This is a genomic window from Actinocorallia herbida, from assembly GCF_003751225.1.
GTDB lineage: Bacteria > Actinomycetota > Actinomycetes > Streptosporangiales > Streptosporangiaceae > Actinocorallia > Actinocorallia herbida.
The window spans coordinates 7,153,186-7,169,516 of sequence record NZ_RJKE01000001.1 but is presented as its reverse complement, the minus strand read 5'-3'; the positions used below and the strand labels follow the sequence as shown (position 1 = coordinate 7,169,516).

At 73.1% G+C, this 16,331-nt stretch carries 13 protein-coding genes; 4 read left to right on the top strand and 9 right to left on the bottom strand.

Features of this window, described 5'->3' with window-relative positions:
• The first annotated feature begins 195 nt into the window (after positions 1-195).
• Entirely contained in the window at positions 196-1,044 is an 849-nt protein-coding gene (locus EDD29_RS47280; protein ID WP_246053123.1) for a hypothetical protein, read from the top strand.
• Between the two features lie 17 nt (positions 1,045-1,061).
• Entirely contained in the window at positions 1,062-1,679 is a 618-nt protein-coding gene (locus tag EDD29_RS47275; RefSeq protein WP_342774482.1) for a DUF1287 domain-containing protein, read from the top strand.
• Positions 1,680-1,886: 207 nt separating this feature from the next.
• On the opposite strand, the gene EDD29_RS32690 is transcribed toward EDD29_RS47275, so the two are convergent.
• From EDD29_RS32690 to EDD29_RS32675, 4 genes are all read right to left on the bottom strand, one after another.
• The gene (locus tag EDD29_RS32690; RefSeq protein ID WP_211360059.1) at positions 1,887-2,204 is read right to left on the bottom strand and encodes a GroES family chaperonin; all 318 of its coding nucleotides are present in this window, start codon (positions 2,202-2,204) and stop codon (positions 1,887-1,889) included.
• A 99-nt stretch (positions 2,205-2,303) separates the two neighbouring features.
• The gene (locus EDD29_RS32685) at positions 2,304-3,062 is read right to left on the bottom strand and encodes an SDR family NAD(P)-dependent oxidoreductase (RefSeq protein WP_123668125.1); all 759 of its coding nucleotides are present in this window, start codon (positions 3,060-3,062) and stop codon (positions 2,304-2,306) included.
• Positions 3,063-3,066: 4 nt separating this feature from the next.
• Positions 3,067-4,554, bottom strand: coding sequence for a flavin-containing monooxygenase (locus tag EDD29_RS32680; RefSeq protein WP_123668124.1), 1,488 nt, complete (start codon positions 4,552-4,554; stop codon positions 3,067-3,069).
• A 50-nt stretch (positions 4,555-4,604) separates the two neighbouring features.
• The gene (locus tag EDD29_RS32675) at positions 4,605-5,552 is read right to left on the bottom strand and encodes a diacylglycerol/lipid kinase family protein (protein ID WP_123668123.1); all 948 of its coding nucleotides are present in this window, start codon (positions 5,550-5,552) and stop codon (positions 4,605-4,607) included.
• 156 nt (positions 5,553-5,708) lie between these two features.
• Here EDD29_RS32675 and EDD29_RS32670 point away from each other — a divergent pair, with 156 nt between their 5' ends.
• On the top strand, positions 5,709-6,731 hold the full coding sequence (locus tag EDD29_RS32670; RefSeq protein ID WP_123668122.1) for an alpha/beta hydrolase: 1,023 nt from the start codon (positions 5,709-5,711) through the stop codon (positions 6,729-6,731).
• 77 nt (positions 6,732-6,808) lie between these two features.
• Here EDD29_RS32670 and EDD29_RS32665 read toward each other — a convergent pair whose 3' ends face one another.
• From EDD29_RS32665 to EDD29_RS32645, 5 genes are all read right to left on the bottom strand, one after another.
• Positions 6,809-7,930: a VWA domain-containing protein gene (locus EDD29_RS32665; protein WP_123668121.1), complete on the bottom strand. Its 1,122-nt coding sequence runs from the start codon at positions 7,928-7,930 to the stop codon at positions 6,809-6,811.
• A gap of 127 nt (positions 7,931-8,057) precedes the next feature.
• Positions 8,058-10,292, bottom strand: coding sequence for a DUF5682 family protein (locus EDD29_RS32660; protein WP_123668120.1), 2,235 nt, complete (start codon positions 10,290-10,292; stop codon positions 8,058-8,060).
• A 49-nt stretch (positions 10,293-10,341) separates the two neighbouring features.
• Complete coding sequence (locus tag EDD29_RS32655; RefSeq protein ID WP_123668119.1) at positions 10,342-11,424, bottom strand: ATP-binding protein; 1,083 nt, start codon at positions 11,422-11,424, stop codon at positions 10,342-10,344.
• A 292-nt stretch (positions 11,425-11,716) separates the two neighbouring features.
• Positions 11,717-13,231, bottom strand: a complete 1,515-nt coding sequence (locus EDD29_RS32650; RefSeq protein WP_148086168.1) for a DUF5691 domain-containing protein — start codon at positions 13,229-13,231, stop codon at positions 11,717-11,719.
• A gap of 1,063 nt (positions 13,232-14,294) precedes the next feature.
• Positions 14,295-15,641, bottom strand: a complete 1,347-nt coding sequence (locus EDD29_RS32645; protein WP_246053122.1) for an SWIM zinc finger family protein — start codon at positions 15,639-15,641, stop codon at positions 14,295-14,297.
• 291 nt (positions 15,642-15,932) lie between these two features.
• Here EDD29_RS32645 and EDD29_RS47270 point away from each other — a divergent pair, with 291 nt between their 5' ends.
• Positions 15,933-16,322, top strand: a complete 390-nt coding sequence (locus EDD29_RS47270) for a hypothetical protein (RefSeq protein ID WP_246053121.1) — start codon at positions 15,933-15,935, stop codon at positions 16,320-16,322.
• Positions 16,323-16,331 lie beyond the last annotated feature (9 nt).

Sequence of the window (16,331 nt, the reverse complement as noted above, 5' to 3'; positions counted from 1 at the left end):
GGCGTTCACCGTCCTGCTCTCGACCGTGGTGGGGATAGCGCCGCAGGCGGCGGCTGATCCGGCGCCGGGGGGGGGCAGTACTTCCCGGAGCGGCATCGGATCGCGTCCAACACCGGGATCGCGGCGGGTGGAACCGTCACGGTCACGGTCGCCGGCGCCGTGGGCCTGCCCGGATCGGGGATCGGCTCTGTCGCCTTGAACGTGTCGGGGAAGGGCAACTCGGCCACCGGCGCGCTGATCGTCTACCCGTCGGGTGCGAGCCAGCCGACATCCGTCGCGCTCAGGTACCGGACCGCGACCTTCCTGCACAACATGGTCTTCGCCAAGGTCGGCGCGGACGGCAAGATCAAGGTGACGAACACCGGATCCGCCCCCGTCAAGATCAACCTGGATGTGCTGGGTTACACTCCCGGTGGCATCGGGAACTCCTCCGGCAGCACCTATGTGCCGCTTTCCTCCACCCAGATCCTCACGAACCAGTTCCTGGGCGCGCTTGCGAACCACGAACTCACCGTGCTGGGGCAGGGCGGCGTGCCCTCGTCGGACGTCGAGGCCGTGGCCGTGAACGTCCGTGCCACTTCGACCAGCACCGGAGCGCTCCGGGTGTACGCCGCCGGTGAGACCCTGCCACTGGACGCCACGATCGACTACAGCTCCGCCGCCGGGCAGAACCTCGCCGTGGTCAAGCTCGGCACCAACGGCAAGATCAACCTCCACAACCAGGGGCTCTTCTCGGCCAAGATCTGGGTGGACGTCGTCGGCTACTTCACCAAGTCCGGCCCCGACCCACCTACCGTGGGCTCCAGCCGACGGACCTGGCGACGAACGTCAGCATCCCCGCGGGGTCGACGCACACCCTCACCGTGTCCGGGCAGGCCGGTACTCCCACCACGGGCGTCAAATCGGTCTCTCTCAGCATCGACGCGCTCAGCACCGTCACTGGAGCGCTCCGTGTCTACCCGGCGGGCGCCACCGACCCCGGCCTGCAGACACTCGGCTTCGACGCCAACGCCGCCACCACCGGCGCCACCCTGGCCGAGCTAGGCACGAACGGGCAGATCGTGCTGAAGAACACCGGCACGGCAGCCGTCACGGTATCGGTCGCGTCCTACGGCTACTTCCGCAAGGGCCTGACATTCTCCGAGCTCACCGCTGGGCCGAGCGACAAGCAATGGGGCACCAGCGTTCGGGTCAACAGCACGACTCCGACGCTGACCGCCGCCGCCTCCTCGGTCGCGGCCGACCCGGTCGGCTACACCTTCGAGGTGGCCGCCCTGCAGTCCGACACCCCTGTCGCGTCGGCGATCTCCTGGGGCGGCGGCTACAGGCAGTACCGGCCCGACGCGATCAACAGCGTCACCAAGCGCTGGGACAGGTACCGGTTCCGCCGGAAGGCCAAGGACAACTCCTTCACGTGGTCCGCCGTCGTCAATCACCACAAGCACTTCGAGGGGAACAAGAAGCGCTTGACCTGGCGATGGTCGTACGCGGACGTCCAGGTCGGAGACATCATCTACTTCGGCGAACCGGGTGACCTCTTCCACATGGCCGTCGTCACCAAGAAGACCTCGAACAGCAGGAGCGGGATCTTCTACAGCCATCATGGAGGGGCGCCGGCCCGCGACAAGTCACTCGCCAAGACGAGCTCCCGGGCGTCCTTCGCCAAGGTCAACAAGTAGCGGGCCGATAGGACCGCGGGTGAGGCCTGCCCCTGCCGCCTCGCGCAGGGGCAGGCGACACCCGAACGGTCATGGAGATCGCTGAAGGTGCGGCCCACGAGGGTCGTCACCCGACGCGACGGCACCCGCACCTCCAGGTGCGGGTGCCACGTCGGGTGGCGTGGGACTGCGACAGGTCCGCTACCAGATGACCACGAAATCGGTTCGTCAGAGGTACAGGCCGGTGCCGTGTTCCGGGCGCTCGCTGGCGACCGCGTGGAGGTCTCTCTCGCGCATGACCAGGTACTTGACGCCCTGGAGGTCCACCTCGAGCTGGTCTTCGGGGTGGAAGAGGACGCGGTCGCCGACCTTGACGGTGCGCACGTGGTGGCCGGTGCCGCAGACCTCGCCCCAGGCCAGGAGGTTGCTGGAGTCGGCGGTGGCGGGGATGACGATTCCGCTGCTGCTGAGCCGCTCGGCCTCCTTGTCGGCCTTGATCATGACGCGGTCGTGCAGCATCTGGACTTCGAACTTCGGGTCGGGCACGGCTGGATTCTATCGAGCGGGGCGGCTGCCGGGGCTTGTCCTGACTTTCCCGAAGGGACGGACGGGCGGGCCGCCGGGGGAGCGGCCCGCCGAAAGGCGTCAGTCGTAGCGGCGGGCGGTCTTGGCGGAGATCCTGCCGATCAGGCCCTTCGGGATGAGCTTCGCGGCGCCCACGATCGCCTTGTACCGGGGGTCGGGGACGCTGACGGCGCGGCCCCGGCGGAGGTCGGTCAGGGCGGTGTTCACGACGGCGTCGGCGTCGAGCCACAGAAGGTCGGGGGTCCCGCTCACGTCCATCTTGGCGCGCTCGTGGAACTCGGTGCGGACCAGTCCGGGGCACAGGGCCATGGCCTGGACGTTGGGTTCGGAGATCTCCTGGGCGAGTGCCTCGGTGAAGCTGACGACCCAGGCCTTGGACGCGCCGTAGGTGCCGCGCGTGAGGAAGGCCGCCACGGACGCGACGTTGATGATGCCGCCTTTGCCGCGCCGGCGCATGCCGGGGAGGGCGGCGTAGGTGAGCCGCAGGACGGCCTCGCAGTGCACCTTGAGCATCCGCAGTTCGTCCTCGACGGGGACGTTGAGGAACGTGCCCTGGTTGCCGAAGCCCGCGTTGTTGACCAGGAGGTCGACGCCCTCCTCGAGGCGCTTTTCGACCCGCTCGATCCCCTCGTCGGTGGCGAGATCGGCCTGGAGGACCTCGGTCCGGACGCCGAACCTGCCGTGCAGTTCCGCGGCGGAGGCCGTCAGCCGGTCGGTGTCGCGGGCGACGAGGACGAGGTCGAGCCCGTCGCGGGCGAGGCGCCGCGCGAAGGCGGCGCCGATGCCGGCGGTCGCGCCGGTGATGAGTGCGGTAGGCATGTCCTCACCCTAGGTCCTGTGCCGCCGCGCCACCGGGTACGGCTGGGTCGGGCACGGCGGCGGCCCTGGGCGCGGGCAGCACCTGGAAGTCGGCGGGGTCGGGCCGCCGGGTCGCCCTTCGGTAGGCGAAGGTGTAGCCGGGCCAGTTGTTGGTGTTGCGGCCGTCGGTGAGGTACCAGCTCTCGCAGCCGGCCGTCCAGACCGACCGCTTCGACCGCTCCCGCATCGTGGCGGCGAACCGGCTCTGCGCCTCCGCGCGCACTTCCAGGACGCGCCCGGAGCGGACGCAGCCGAGGATGTAGGCGATCTGGCTTTCGATCATGTAGACGATGCTGCTGTGGCCCAGGTTGGTGTTGGGGCCGTAGAGCAGGTAGAGGTTCGGGAACCCGTGCACGGCGATGCCGTGGTGCGCCTCGGCCCCGTCGCGCCACGCCTCGTCGAGGGTGGTGCCGTCGCGTCCGGTGACGCGCATCGGGGCGAGGAACTCGGTGGCGCGGAATCCCGTCCCGAAGATGAGGGTGTCCGCGCGGCGCAGCGTCCCGTCGCCGGTGACGATCCCCTCGGGCCTGACCTCCTTGACGGCGTCGGTGACGACCTCGACATGGGGCCGCCGGACCGCCGGGTAGTACTCGTCGGAGATGAGGACGCGCTTGCAGCCGAGGGGGTAGTCCGGGGTGAGCTTGCGGCGGAGCTCCGGGTCGGCGATCTCCTCGCGCAACCGCTTGAGCGAACCGCGCTCCATGGTCTTCAGCAGGCCGGGCCAGGACACGAAGCCGAGCGCGCGCGACTCCAGCAGCGTGTACATCAGGGCGCGGTTGAGGTCCTGGACGGCGGGGACCGCGGCGAACAGGCGGTGCTCCCATCGCCCGTACGTCCGGTCGGACTTGGCGACGACCCACGGCGCGGAGCGCTGGTAGACGGTGAGGCTGCCGGCCTGCTCCGCGACGTGCGGGACGAACTGGATCGCGCTGGCGCCTGTGCCGATGACGGCGACGTCGCGTCCGGTGAGGTCGTGCGCGTGGTCCCAGCGGGCGGAGTGGAAGGCCTTCCCGGCGAACGTCTCAAGGCCCGGCAGATCGGGCACCGCCGGACGGTTGAGCTGCCCGGTCGCCGAGACGACGACGTCGGCCAGGACCGTTCCCGTCGACGTGGTGAGGAGCCAGCGCCCGTCCTGGAAGACGGCTTCGTGCACTTCGGTGCTGAGCCGAGGCTCGATCTCGTATTTCTCGGTGCAATGCCGCAAATAGTCGAGGATTTCCGTTTGCTCACCGAAACGGCGGGACCAGTCGGGCTTCCGCTCGAACGAGAACGAGTACAAATGCGACGGGACATCGCAGGCCGCGCCCGGATAGGTGTTGTCCCGCCAGGTGCCGCCGATCCCGTCGGCCTTCTCCAGGACCAGCACGGGGCCGATCCCTTCCTGCCGCAGCCGGATGGCCAGCCCGATGCCGCCGAAACCCGCCCCGATGATCGCCACCCGCACATGTTCCATGCCCGCATCCTGACCCCGCGGATGGCGGCCGTCCAGGGCCCGCTGTCCCACTACGTGTCGGGAAAATCCTGCTTCACTATGACGCGCAGGGCGTTCGGCAGCAGCGTGACCGTCATCGGAGTGCCCGGGTGCAGTTCGCCGTCCACATCGGCGGCCATCGGCGGGTCGGTGACGATCTCGACCCGGCCCGTCGTCAGGAACGGCGGCTGGGTGATCGTCCGGAACTGCCCGGTGAGCACATGCCGCGCGGTGGCCGACAGCAGCCTGATCCGGCCCGCCCCGCCGAGCGGGTAGACCGCGAGCAGCCTGTCGTCCGGGCTCGCGTCCCTGGCGATCGGCCTGCCGCTGTGGTGTGAGCCGTTGGCGATGTTGAGCTGGTGGGTCTCCAGCGTGTGCACCTCGCCGTCGACGGTGAGCGTCGCGGTGAACGCGCGGTCCAGGGCGAGGCGCGCGATCGCGGTCAGCGGATAGGCGTTGCGGCCCAGATAGCGCTTGAGCAGGTGCGGGACGTTCTCGGCGACCTGCACCGAAAGACCCATGCTCAGCATGTTGGCGAAGATCTCCGGTGGGGAGCCGTCGGGGTGGGAGATCTCGGCGAGGTCCACGTCCGCGACCTTGCCCTCGGCGATCACCGCGACGGCCCCGGCGAGCTTCAGCGGCAGCTGGAGGCCGCGCGCGAAGTTGTTGGTGGTGCCGAGCGGCAGCAGGCCGAGCGCGATGTCGCGGTGCGCGAGGTGCTTGACGGCCTCCTTGAGCGTGCCGTCGCCGCCGCCGACGACCACGAGATCCGGTTCGAGCTCGAGCGCCTCGGCGAAGACCTCGGCCAGCTTCTCCGGCTCGGTGACGGGGAAGAGCCCGACGAAACCGATCCGCGCCGCCAGCAGCAGCCGCAACGCCTCGGTGTACTCGCGGCGCCCGCGGCGCGACCGGGTGTTGACGATGAGGACCGCCTTGCCGCCCGCGCGGATGGACGCGCCGAGTTCGGCCTTGCTGCGCATCACGCCACCCCGTCGCCTGTTCTCGCTTTACACCATCGGGTACTCATACGTCTTCCTGTTGACCTTCATCTTATAAATCTTTGCGGACAGGTGCGAACTGCCTTTCCGCCGGGCAGAAAGCGATTACCAGAACAAGAATCTCACTGTGAGGCGGCTATGCGGAGGGCTGCTCGGTCTGTCATCGGAACCTTCTCCCTGGTCTCGGCGGTCCTCAGGACCGTCGCGACCATCGCACCCGGCGGCCCCGCGCGGGCGCGGGTGCCCTCGGCCGACGACGGCGCCCGGGTCGTCGGCGAGCGCAGGCAGGGCCGGGTGCTCGACCTCACCGTACGTTCGCCCGCCCTCGGCGAGGACCGGCGCGTCCGGCTCCTGCTGCCGCCGGGATGGGCGCGTGACGCGGCGCGCACCTGGCCCGCGCTCTGGCTGCTGCACGGCCCGGGCGGCGACCACACGAGCTGGACGTCCCACACGGATGTGGCGTCCCTGACCGAACAGGACGACTTCCTCGTCGTCCTCCCCGAAGGCGGCGCGTGCGCCGCCTACACCGACCCGCTCCGGCCGCGCCGAGGCGGCGCGCGCTGGGAGACCTTCCATCTCGCCGAACTCACCCAGATCCTCGAACGCGGCTACCGCGCGGGTCCGTCGCGGGCCGTCGCGGGCTGCTCCCAGGGCGGACGCGGCGCGCTCGCCTACGCGGCCCGCCATCGTGGAACGTTCCGCGCGGTCGCGGCCTTCAGCGCCCCCGTCGACACCCTCCACCACTCGGCGTCCACCCTCGACGGACCCGACCTCATGGAACTGACGGCGGCGGTGGCCAGGGTCGACTGGGCGAACGTCTGGGGGGATCCCGCCGAGCAGCGCGCCCTGTGGAAGCGGCACAACCCCTACGACCTCGTCACCCAGCTCACCGGGGTGCGGCTGCACCTGGCCTGTGGCACCGGCGCCCCCGGACCGCTCGACCCCCTCCCGCACGCCGGTCCCGATCCCGTCGAGACCCTCGTGCACACCGTCAACACCCTCTACGCCGCCAAGCTCCAGCAGCTCGGGGTGCCGGCCACCACCCGGTTCCACCCCGGCACCCACAGCTGGCCCTATTGGTCGCGAGAGTTCGAGCGGGCCCTGCCCGTCCTGCGCGAGGCCCTGATCCCACCCCCCGTGAGCGGCGAACGCGCCGCCTGAGCCCACCGACCAGCCGTATGGCGGCCGCGAACGGCGGCCGCCATACGCCCATGAGCGACGGCCGCCGGACGGGGTGTTCATGCGCCGGGCAGGGGCTGCTGCTGGAGTGCCGCCGCCAAGAGGTCGGGGAAGGCGTCGGGGGTGCAGGCGAACGCCGGAACGCCCAGCGCCGCGAACGCCTCGGCGGTGTCGTGGTCGTGGGCGGGCGCGCCGTCGTCCGACAGGGCGAGCAGGGCGATCATCTGTACGCCCGACCGGACCAGCGCGGCGGCCCGCGCGAGCATCTCCCGGCGGTCGCCGCCCTCGAAGAGATCGCTGACCAGCACCAGCACCGTCCGCTCCGGGCGGGTGACCAGCCCCTCGCAGTACGCCAGGGCCCGGTTGATGTCGGTGCCGCCGCCCAAGGTGGTGCCGAACAGCACCTCGACGGGGTCGTGCAGCCGCTCAGTGAGGTCGACGACCGCCGTGTCGAACACGACGACCGAGGTCCGCAGCGCGGGCACCGAGGCGAGCACCGCGCCGAACAGGCCCGCGTAGACCACCGACGACGCCATCGACCCGCTCTGGTCGACGCAGAGGATCACCTCCCGCTGGACCGCCCGCCGTCTGCGGCCGTGCCCGACGAGGCGCTCCGGGACGACCGTGCGGCGGTCCGGCAGATAGTGCCGGAGGTTCGCCCGGATCGTCCGGTCCCAGTCGATGTCGGACGGGCGCGGCCGGGAGGTCCGCGCCGCCTTGTCGAGCGCCCCGCGGACGGCGGCGCGGGTCCGGTCGGCGAGCCGCCGCTCCAGCTCCGCGACGACCTTGCGCACGACCGCCCGAGCCGACTCGCGTGCGCGCTCGGGCAGCACCTTCGCCAGCGACAGCAGCGTCCCGACCAGCCGCACATCCGGCTCGACGGCGTCGAGCAGCTCCGGCTCCAGCAGCAGCCTGGTCAGATCGAGCCGCTCGATCGCGTCCCGCTGCATCACCCGCACCACCGAGGCCGGAAAATACTCCCGGATGTCCCCGAGCCACCGCGCCACATTCGGCGCGGACGCCCCCAATCCTCCCCGCCGCCCCTCCCCACCGCCGTACAGCGCCTCCAACGCCTCGTCCACCCGCCGATCCCGCCCCTGAACCTCCACCCCGGTCCCTTCGGTCCCCTCCGCCCCCAGGACCAACCGCCACCGCCGCAACCTCTCGACGTCCCCGCTCATCTCTCCTCCTCCAGCTCATCCCGGCCACGCCGCTTCACGCGGCCCCGATCCGTCCGAGGCCCGTCTGCACTCGCGGGCCCCCGCGTTTCCGCCCGCGCCGGCGGCTTGTCCGTACTCGTCGGCCCTCTCATGGGGTGGGGGTGCGGTGGTCGAGGAAGGTGAGGACGGTGGCCATCGCGGGGGCCGCGCGGGTGAGGTCCAGGTCCTGGTGCTCGCGGCTGCGTTGTGCGGCAGGGCGGCGGACGGCGGAGGCCAAGGCGCGGCGTTCCGGGGAAGCGAAGCCGGAGAAGGCGCGCCGAAGGAGAGGGAGGGCGGTGTCGAACGCCGTGGGGGGCAGCGCGGCGAGCCAGGAGTCCAGCAGGGACAGGAGGATCTCGTCGTGCAGGAGGACGAGGGCGCCATCGGACAGGAAGCCCTCGATCCAGGCGGCGGCGCGGTCGGGCGGCGAGCCCGCCGAGACGGCCCGCGACATGCGCTCGGCCGGATCGGGGAGCCTGCCCGCGTCGAGGAGGAGCCGGGTGAAGCGGCCCGCGAGGACCCCGTGCAGGGCGGGGGCTTCCGCGAGGGAGGCCAGGGCCGTCAGCCAGCGCTCGGTGTGCGCGGGATCGTCCAGCAGCGCGAGGGTCTCGTGGACGGTGCCGACGAGTTTCAGCATCGCGGCCGCCGCGTCGTCGTCGAGCGCGGAGACCGCCGAGGGCAGACCCACGCAGAACCGGATGACGAGCCCGTCCACGACCGCGCGCAGCGGGCCCGTCGGGGTACCGCGCACGTCGCCGTAGCGCAGCGACCGGACGAGCGGCGGCAGCGCGGCCATGAGGCGGGTCGAGTCGCGGTCGGTGGCGGCGCGGTCGGCGAGCGCGCGCATGACCTCCGGGAGGGCGTCGGCGAGATCGGCGAGGAGGCAGCGCTCGGCCAGCGCCGTCAACTCGGGCAGTTCGGGCGCCGTTGCGGCCGCGATCACCCGCGTGCCCGCCGCCTCTTCCACGGTCGTGCCCAGCGCCCCGGCCTCGATCAGCCGGAGGTCGAACTCCGGCTGCCACCGCAGGGTCCAGGTCTCCTTGAAGGTGCCCTTGCCGCGTTCGGCCCCCGCGGGCTCCCCCCACCCGACCTCCAGGACGCGCAGCCGGTGCAGCAGCCGGCTGCGCCCGAGATCGAGCTCGGTGCGCAGATCGAGGACCTGCTCCCTGGCCTCGGCCGACGGTCTGAGCCGCAGCCGCCGCTGCGCCGCGGCGAGATCCCGCTGGAGCGGCACCATCGGGGTCCCGGCAGGCACCGCGCCGAGCCGCTCGCCCACCACGAGCCGCCGCTCGACCAGCGCGACGGGCAGGTCGGCGCCCTCGCAGAGCACCGCCCGGACCGCCTCGGTCAGTTCCTCGAGGCCCGGCAGCGGCCGTCCGCGCAGGACGGCCAGGGACTCGGCGAGCCTGACCGCCTCGATCACATGCCCCGACGAGGCGGGCAATCCCTCCGCGCGCAGCACCCGCGCCGCGGCGGTGAGCCACCGCTCGACCGGCCGATCGGGCACCTCGAACAGATGGCCGTACCAGCCGGGCGAGGAGACCCCGGCGCCGTATCCGGACGCGCGGGTGAGCCGCCCGTGCGTCCACGGCACCCAGGTCATCGCGACCTTGGCCTTGGGCAGGCCCTTCAAGGCCGCGGCGTCCCGGGTCGCCGTCACCCGGGCGCGCGCCTCGTCCACCAAGGCGGGCACATGCCATGCGCCGCAGACCACGGCGACGTTGGAGTGCCCCTCCTTGAGGGCTTTGCGGATCGCCTGCCTCATGGCGGCTTCCCTGCGTTCCTCCCGAGGCGTGAAAGCCGAGTCGTCGCCTTCGCGGAGCGCGGCCATGGCCTCGGCGACCGCCGCGAACCTGTCGGACCCGCCGCGCAGCTCGATCACGTCGTCCCACCAGCGTTCGGCGTCGTCGTAGCCCGCCGCCTCGGCCAGGACGCCGAGCGGATCGGATCTGACGCGATCCCGCCAAGGATCTTCCTCTTCGTTGGGTTTTTCCGGCTTCTCCTGATCTTCCGGGGCGTGCTGCCCGGCGAGGGTGTGCGCGGCGGGCAGGTCGATGAACCGCACGGGCACGCCGCGGCGCAGCGCGTGTTCGAGCGCCCGCCATTCCGGGCTGAACGCCGCGAACGGCCAGAAGGCGGCCCGGGCGGGAGCGTCGTCGGCGGTGTAGGCGAGCAGCGCGACCGGCGGGACCATGCCCGGGTCGGCGGCCAGCGGGACCAGCGCGTCGGCCTCGGGCGGACCCTCGACGAGCACGATGTCGGGACGCTGGACGGCGAGGGCGTCGTCCAGCGCGCGGGCCGAGCCCGGGCCATGGTGGCGGATGCCGTAGACCTCGACGGTCATGGGGACTCCCGAGAGGAAGCGGTGGGGAAGGATCGGGACGCGGGCGGCCTCAGGCCGGGACCTCGCGGCAGGCCCGGTAGAAGTCCGCCCACTCTGGTCGCTCCCGGACGACGGTCTCGACGTACTCCTGCCAGACGACCCGGTCGGACACCGCGTCCTGCACGACGGCCCCGCGGACGCCCGCCGCGACATCGGAGGCGCGCAGTTCGCCGTCGCCGAAGTGCGCGGCCAAGGCGATGCCCCCGGTGATCACCGAGATGGCCTCGGCGGTGCTGAGGGGCCCGCTCGGCGTCTTGACCTTGGTCCGGCCGTCCTCGGTGAGACCCGCGCGCAGTTCCCGGAAGACCGTGACGACGCGGCGGATCTCGGCGAGGCCCGTCGCGGCCTCCGGCAGCTCCAGCGCCCGGCCGAGCTGCGCGACCCGCCGCGCGACGATCTCCACCTCCTCCTCGGCGGAGCCCGGCACGGGCAGCACGACGGTGTTGAACCTGCGGCGCAGCGCGCTGGACAGCTCGTTCACGCCGCGGTCCCGGTCGTTGGCGGTGGCGATGACGGTGAAGCCGCGGTGCGCCTGCACCTCGGTGTTCAGCTCCGGCACCGGCAGCGTCTTCTCCGACAGGATCGTGATGAGCGCGTCCTGCACGTCGGACGGAATGCGGGTCAGCTCCTCGATCCGGGCGACCGAACCGAGCCGCATCGCGCGCATCACGGGGCTCTCCACCAGGGCTTCGGGCGACGGGCCCTCGGCGAGCAGCCGCGCGTAGTTCCAGCCATAGCGCACCGCCTCTTCCGGGGTGCCCGCCGTGCCCTGGACCAGCAGCGTCGAGTCGCCGCTGATCGCCGCCGCCAGATGCTCCGACACCCACGTCTTGGCGGTGCCCGGCACCCCGAGCAGCAGCAGCGCCCGGTCGGTCGCCAGCGTCGCGACGGCCACCTCCATGAGCCTGCGCGGCCCGACGTACTTGGGCGTGATCACCGTCCCGTCCGCCAATTCGCCCCCCATCAGGTACTCCGTGACCGCCCACGGCGACAGCCGCCACCCGGGCGGCCTGACCCGCTCGTCCACCTCGGCCAGCCGAGCCAGCTCTTCCGCGTACTCCTGCTCCGCATGCGGCCTCAGCACCTCGCCCATGACCCTCTCCTCCTGCTCCCGACGACCAACGAAATCCCTTACCGCCCAGCCCTCACCCGCCTGGACGACACCCCATCACACCCCTCTGACATCCCGCCCCGACCCGAACGACGCCCCGACCCCCGGCACCGCACTGAGTTCGGCACGCCGCCGACCGCGCAGGGTTCCGTTCCCCGGGCCCTGGACCGTGCCGGGTCCAGCGCTCGTGTGCGGGTGCGGGTTCCGCGCGGTGAGGCGGAGGGCATGGGACCTTCTCTCCTTCGGGGTTTCGGGTGTTCCCGGGGAGGAGGGTTCAGGGAGGGGCGAGGTCGCGGAGCATGCGGCGGCGGAAGGCGAGGGTGTCGGCGAGTTCGGCGAGGGGCCAGGTGGGGTGGGCGGCGGCGAGGGAGTGGACGCGGGGGGCCGCGTCGGGGGCGAGGCGTTCGTCGGCCAGGCGGCACAGCTGGGCGACGAAGCGGGGGGCGTCGGGGTCGTTGAGAGAGCCGGCGAGGGCATCGAGGACGGCGTCGGTGAGCGCGCCCGTCCAAGGCCCCGGGATGTGGGCGAGCAGCCGGAGCCGGTGCGGGTGGTCCTCGGCGGCCGCGAGGAGCGCGGCGGCCTCCGCGGCGCGGTCTTCCTCGGGAAGGAGGGCCAGCAGGCCCGTGGGCGACTCGGCCTCGTCGATGATGAAGCCGTCCCGCAGCAGCGCGCGGGCCCAGGGCGCCGAGCCCTGCCGCAGCGCCGCCCGGCACCAGCCGAGGTGGACGTCCCGGGCGAAGTCATCGGCGACGGGGAGCATGACCGTCTCGTGCGGGCTCAGCCCGAGGTGCTCGGGCCACGTGTCGAGCGGCGCGCGCGAGAGGATCTCGCGGAGCCACGCGGCCCGGACCCCGGTGCGGGCCGCCGCCGGGTCGAACGACCCTGCCGGGTGGAACGGGATGCCGTCACGCGCCATCGCGTCGTCGTGCTCGGCGGGCAGGGTCACGGTCAGGTGCCGCCGCGCGGGCGTGCCCGAGAGCCGGACGAGCGACCGGGCCCGCTCGGCCATCCGCCGGGCGTAAGCGGTGCCGGGCACGAGCGCGAGCAGGTCGGCGGCCCCGCGCCGGACGTCCTTGCCGCGGTCGTCCAGGGCGCGTTCCAGGAACTCCTCATCGTCGGGCGACAGGCCGTGGGCGAAGGTCGCGAGGAACGCGGCCCGATCGGGTGCGGACTCCCGCGGCCAGGTGCGCAGCAGCAGTTCCCGCGCCTCGGCCGGGTCGGCCCTGCGGGCCGCGGTGAGCGCGGCGACCCGCTGCCCCCGGGTGCCGTGCGCCCAGTCCGCGACGGGTTCGGCCGCGGCCCCCGACTCGGTCAGCAGATACGCCCAGTCGGTGTTCCGCAGCGCGAGCCAGGCGCCGCGCCGCCCCGCCGCGCGCGCGATCAGCGGCCGGAGCGCGCGGTCGGCGCGGCCCCGGTCGAGGAGTTCCGGCAGATGGCGGGCCGGGACGCGGTAGCCGAGATCGGCGGCGGCCGCGAGCCATTCGGGCAGCAGCCGCACCCGTTCGCCCTCGAGCAGCGCCGTGAGCCGGTCCCGCGCGGCCGCCGGGACCTGCGGCGCGTCCTCGGCGGGAGCGGGCGCGACGGCTTCCGCCGTGCCCGGCTTGAGCCCGGCGCGCCGCCCCACCGCGAGCAGCCCCGCCTGGTCGAGCAGCCGGGCCGCCGGATCCTCTTCCGCGAGCTCCGCCTCGGCCAGCTCGGGCACGCTCCGCCGCCGGGTGCCGAGCAGCGCCACGGCCACATGCTCCTGCCACACCTCGGGCCACGACGCCGCCCCCTCACCGCCCGTCATGACGACCCCCCGTCACGGCCGCCGCGGCGCCCCGTCCACTCATCCTGAGCCTCCCGTGCCTCGCCGACGAACCCCGTCCGTTCCCGCCCGCCCCGTTCCCGTCCCGTGCTGGGCCGGACTCCTCGCCCCGCACGTCGGCTTCCCGACCGCGAAATCCCAACGATCCCGTCATCTGCCCTCCACCTCTCCCATCTCGCCCACGGGATCCGCCACCCGAGTCGCCCACGCGCCGCGGTCCCCTTTCATCCCACCCCCACCTGCAGGTCTTCGCCCTGTCCCGTGCCGGTGCCTCGGCGAGCGGCTCTGACGGTCTCCGTCGTTCGCCTCGCGCGGCCGTCGGCTCTTGGCCGCCTTCCCGGCGGCCCCCGACGGGCGGATCCCACCTGCCGCGGTTCCGCTCGTGCAGCGGTACCGGCAGCCCGTCCGGGTCGGCCCGCGCCGCCGACCGCGACGATCTGGAGGACCTCGCGGGGTGCAGCCGGTCGTTGACGGCGGTGGCGCTCGCGCCGGTCTCCGGTGCTCGGCCGGTTCGTCGACGCGAGCGTTCTCCACCGATCCGCCGTCCGACGCGCTGCCAGGGGCGCGGTGCCGGGAATCCGAGCAGCGCCGTGTCCACCGCGCTGCTCGATCGATGTTCACCGGGAGGAGAGCCGAGCGCCGTTGCGCGCGCCACGGGTGGGCGTTCGGATGTCCGGTCCGTGCCGTCCCTGTCGGCGCGTTCGATCGCTCGTCGTTCGGGGGACGCGCCGAGTGCGGCTGCGCCCGCCCGGAGTGCGGTGTCCGGGTGGTTTTGATCTGTGCTGCCCGAATCGGCGTGCTTGATCACTCCGTGCCCGGGGATATGCCGGGTGCCGTCCCGCTCATGCGGAGGCCGGCCTGTGGGCGCGGAGGCGGGCGGCCCCGTCGTGGCTCTGGAGGGTTCCGGTACTTCGGAGGGCGGAGCGGGTCCCGGTCGAGGGGAGAGGTCTTCGGGTGCCTCGGCGGGGTGCCGCCGTCGGGGGCGGAGCTCGGAGGGCGAGGTGGCGGAGGGGGCGGTCATGATGGGGCCTTTCGCGGCGGGAGGTCAGGGAAGGGTGAGGAGACCCTCTTCTGGGTGGTGGGCGGTGAGGGGGCGGAGGCCGGTGGGGGTCCATTCGGCGGTGAGGGTGAAGGGAGCGCCGCCGGAGAGGGCGAGCAGGTGCCAGGGGTCGGCGGTGAGCAGGGGAAGGGCGTGGCCCGCCGGGTCGACGACCTGGAGGGGGTCGGAGTGGGCGAGGCGCACGTCGGCCAGGCAGGCGGGCCATCGGTCGAGCCAGGGATCGCGGGTCAGGGCCGCGGCGTATTCCTCGAGCAGAGCCATGACGGTGCCTCCTTCGGGCGGGGACGGCTCGGGCGCGGAGTGCTGCTCGACGACCAGGGCCCGCAGCGGCTGGGCCGCGGGATGGAAGGCAAGGGACGCCTCGACCTGCGTTCCGGGAGGCAGCGCGGGTTCCAGGGAGCGGCCCGTCGGGGCGAAGGCGAGCAGCAGCGCGGGCCTGCCCGTGCGCCGGCCGCGCAACCAGGTGCGGCGGGTCGTCAGCGCGTCGGCGGCGGTCTCGCGCGAGCCGAGCACCTGCCAGGCGTCGCGGAGGTGCGGGCCCGCGAGGACCTCCTCGCGCGGCGTCGGGAAGCCGATCCGGGTGCGGACCGTCTCGCGCAGATCACCCGCGAGCGCGGTGCCCTTGGTGTGCGCGCGGACCAACAGGTGCAGCAGCCCGTACTCCTCCAGCAGGCGCTCCGGCCAGTGCTCGCCGCCGCGGGGGAGCGCGGCGAGTTCCTTCACTCTTCCGGCCAGCGTGCCCGCCTGCGCGTCGACCAGGCGCCGCGCCGCCTCGTCCCACAGGGAGTAGGGGGCGCGCTCGGCTCCGGCGAGGCCGCGGGACACCTGGTCGCGCAGCCAGCGGCCGAACTCCGCGACGCCGTCGTCCACCCGTTCGGCGCGGCGCCGCGCGGTGGCGCTCTCGCTCGCCGCGCCCGGCGCGTTCGGTTCGGCGGCGGCCTCCTCCGCGGCGATGACCCGGGCGGCGGCGCGTTCTCGCCGAGCGGCCACCCATTCTTCGGCCCAGGCCGGGCGCGCCTGCGCCCCGGTCTCGGGCACCGCGCCGTCGCTCCAGCGCAGGAGCAGGCCGAGCGCGTGCTTGCAGGGGATCTTGCGGCTCGGGCAGGAGCACCGGAACGCCGGGCCTGCCAGCTCGACGGCCGTGGCGTACCTGCCCTCCGCCCAGACCAGCGCGCCATCCGAGCCCGACGCGCCTTCCGACCGCCCCGCCAAGGCGTCGGCGGCCTTGCGCGAGGCGGCGTCCGGCGCGAGCGCCAGCACCCGTTCCCTGCCCCACCGGACGGCAGGACCGCCATCCTCCGGACCCGCCGTTCGTTCCCGCCGCTCGTCCACGTCCGCACCTCCCTCCGCTCGGCCGGCCCGCGCCTGCGCGGCGGGCCGACCGGTTTCATTCGCTCACATTGTCGAATCTAGCGACCGCCACCGACAGAATCGGATCGTCCACAGGTCGGCCCGCGCGAACGCGCGAGATACGCCAGAGTGTGCACGAGAGGCGTGCCCGCGACGGGCGCGCGCGGCGCGGAATCCCAGGTCGGCGGGGTCGCTCCGGGCTATTGTGGCCGGTCAGGGGGTGTGGGCGGATGGGCGCGGGGGCTGAAAACGAACACAGGCACGACCCGGAACGTGCGCACGAACGCGGGCAGGGGAACGGCCGCGGACGGCAAGAGGAGCACGGGAGCGGGCGCGGACGGCAAGAGGAGCACGGGAGCGGGCGCGGACGGCAAGAGGAGCGCGGACGGCAAGAGGAGCACGGGAGCGGGCGCGGACGGCAAGAGGAGCACGGACGGCAAGAGGAGCACGGGAGCGGGCGCGGACGGCAAGAGGAGCACGGACGGCAAGAGGAGCGCGGGCGCGGACGGGAACGCGGGCATGGACAGCACGACGGGCGTGAGCGTGAGCGCGGGAACGGGCGAGAGCAGGGGAAGGGACGGGAACGCGGGCATGGGCATGGGCATGGGCATGGGCTGGGGGCGGACGCGGATCGGCGGTTCCTGCGCGGGGCGCTCGCGCTGATCGTCGTGT

What these genes read in the sequence shown, in the direction of transcription:
- EDD29_RS32685 (WP_123668125.1), bottom strand. Translation starts at nt 3,062, where the DNA reads ATGCCTACCGCACTCATCACCGGCGCGACCGCCGGCATCGGCGCCGCC.
- EDD29_RS32680 (WP_123668124.1), bottom strand. Translation starts at nt 4,554, where the DNA reads ATGGAACATGTGCGGGTGGCGATCATCGGGGCGGGTTTCGGCGGCATC.
- EDD29_RS32675 (WP_123668123.1), bottom strand. Translation starts at nt 5,552, where the DNA reads ATGCGCAGCAAGGCCGAACTCGGCGCGTCCATCCGCGCGGGCGGCAAG.
- EDD29_RS32670 (WP_123668122.1), top strand. Translation starts at nt 5,709, where the DNA reads ATGCGGAGGGCTGCTCGGTCTGTCATCGGAACCTTCTCCCTGGTCTCG.
- EDD29_RS32665 (WP_123668121.1), bottom strand. Translation starts at nt 7,930, where the DNA reads ATGAGCGGGGACGTCGAGAGGTTGCGGCGGTGGCGGTTGGTCCTGGGG.
- EDD29_RS32660 (WP_123668120.1), bottom strand. Translation starts at nt 10,292, where the DNA reads ATGACCGTCGAGGTCTACGGCATCCGCCACCATGGCCCGGGCTCGGCC.
- EDD29_RS32655 (WP_123668119.1), bottom strand. Translation starts at nt 11,424, where the DNA reads ATGGGCGAGGTGCTGAGGCCGCATGCGGAGCAGGAGTACGCGGAAGAG.
- EDD29_RS32650 (WP_148086168.1), bottom strand. Translation starts at nt 13,231, where the DNA reads ATGACGGGCGGTGAGGGGGCGGCGTCGTGGCCCGAGGTGTGGCAGGAG.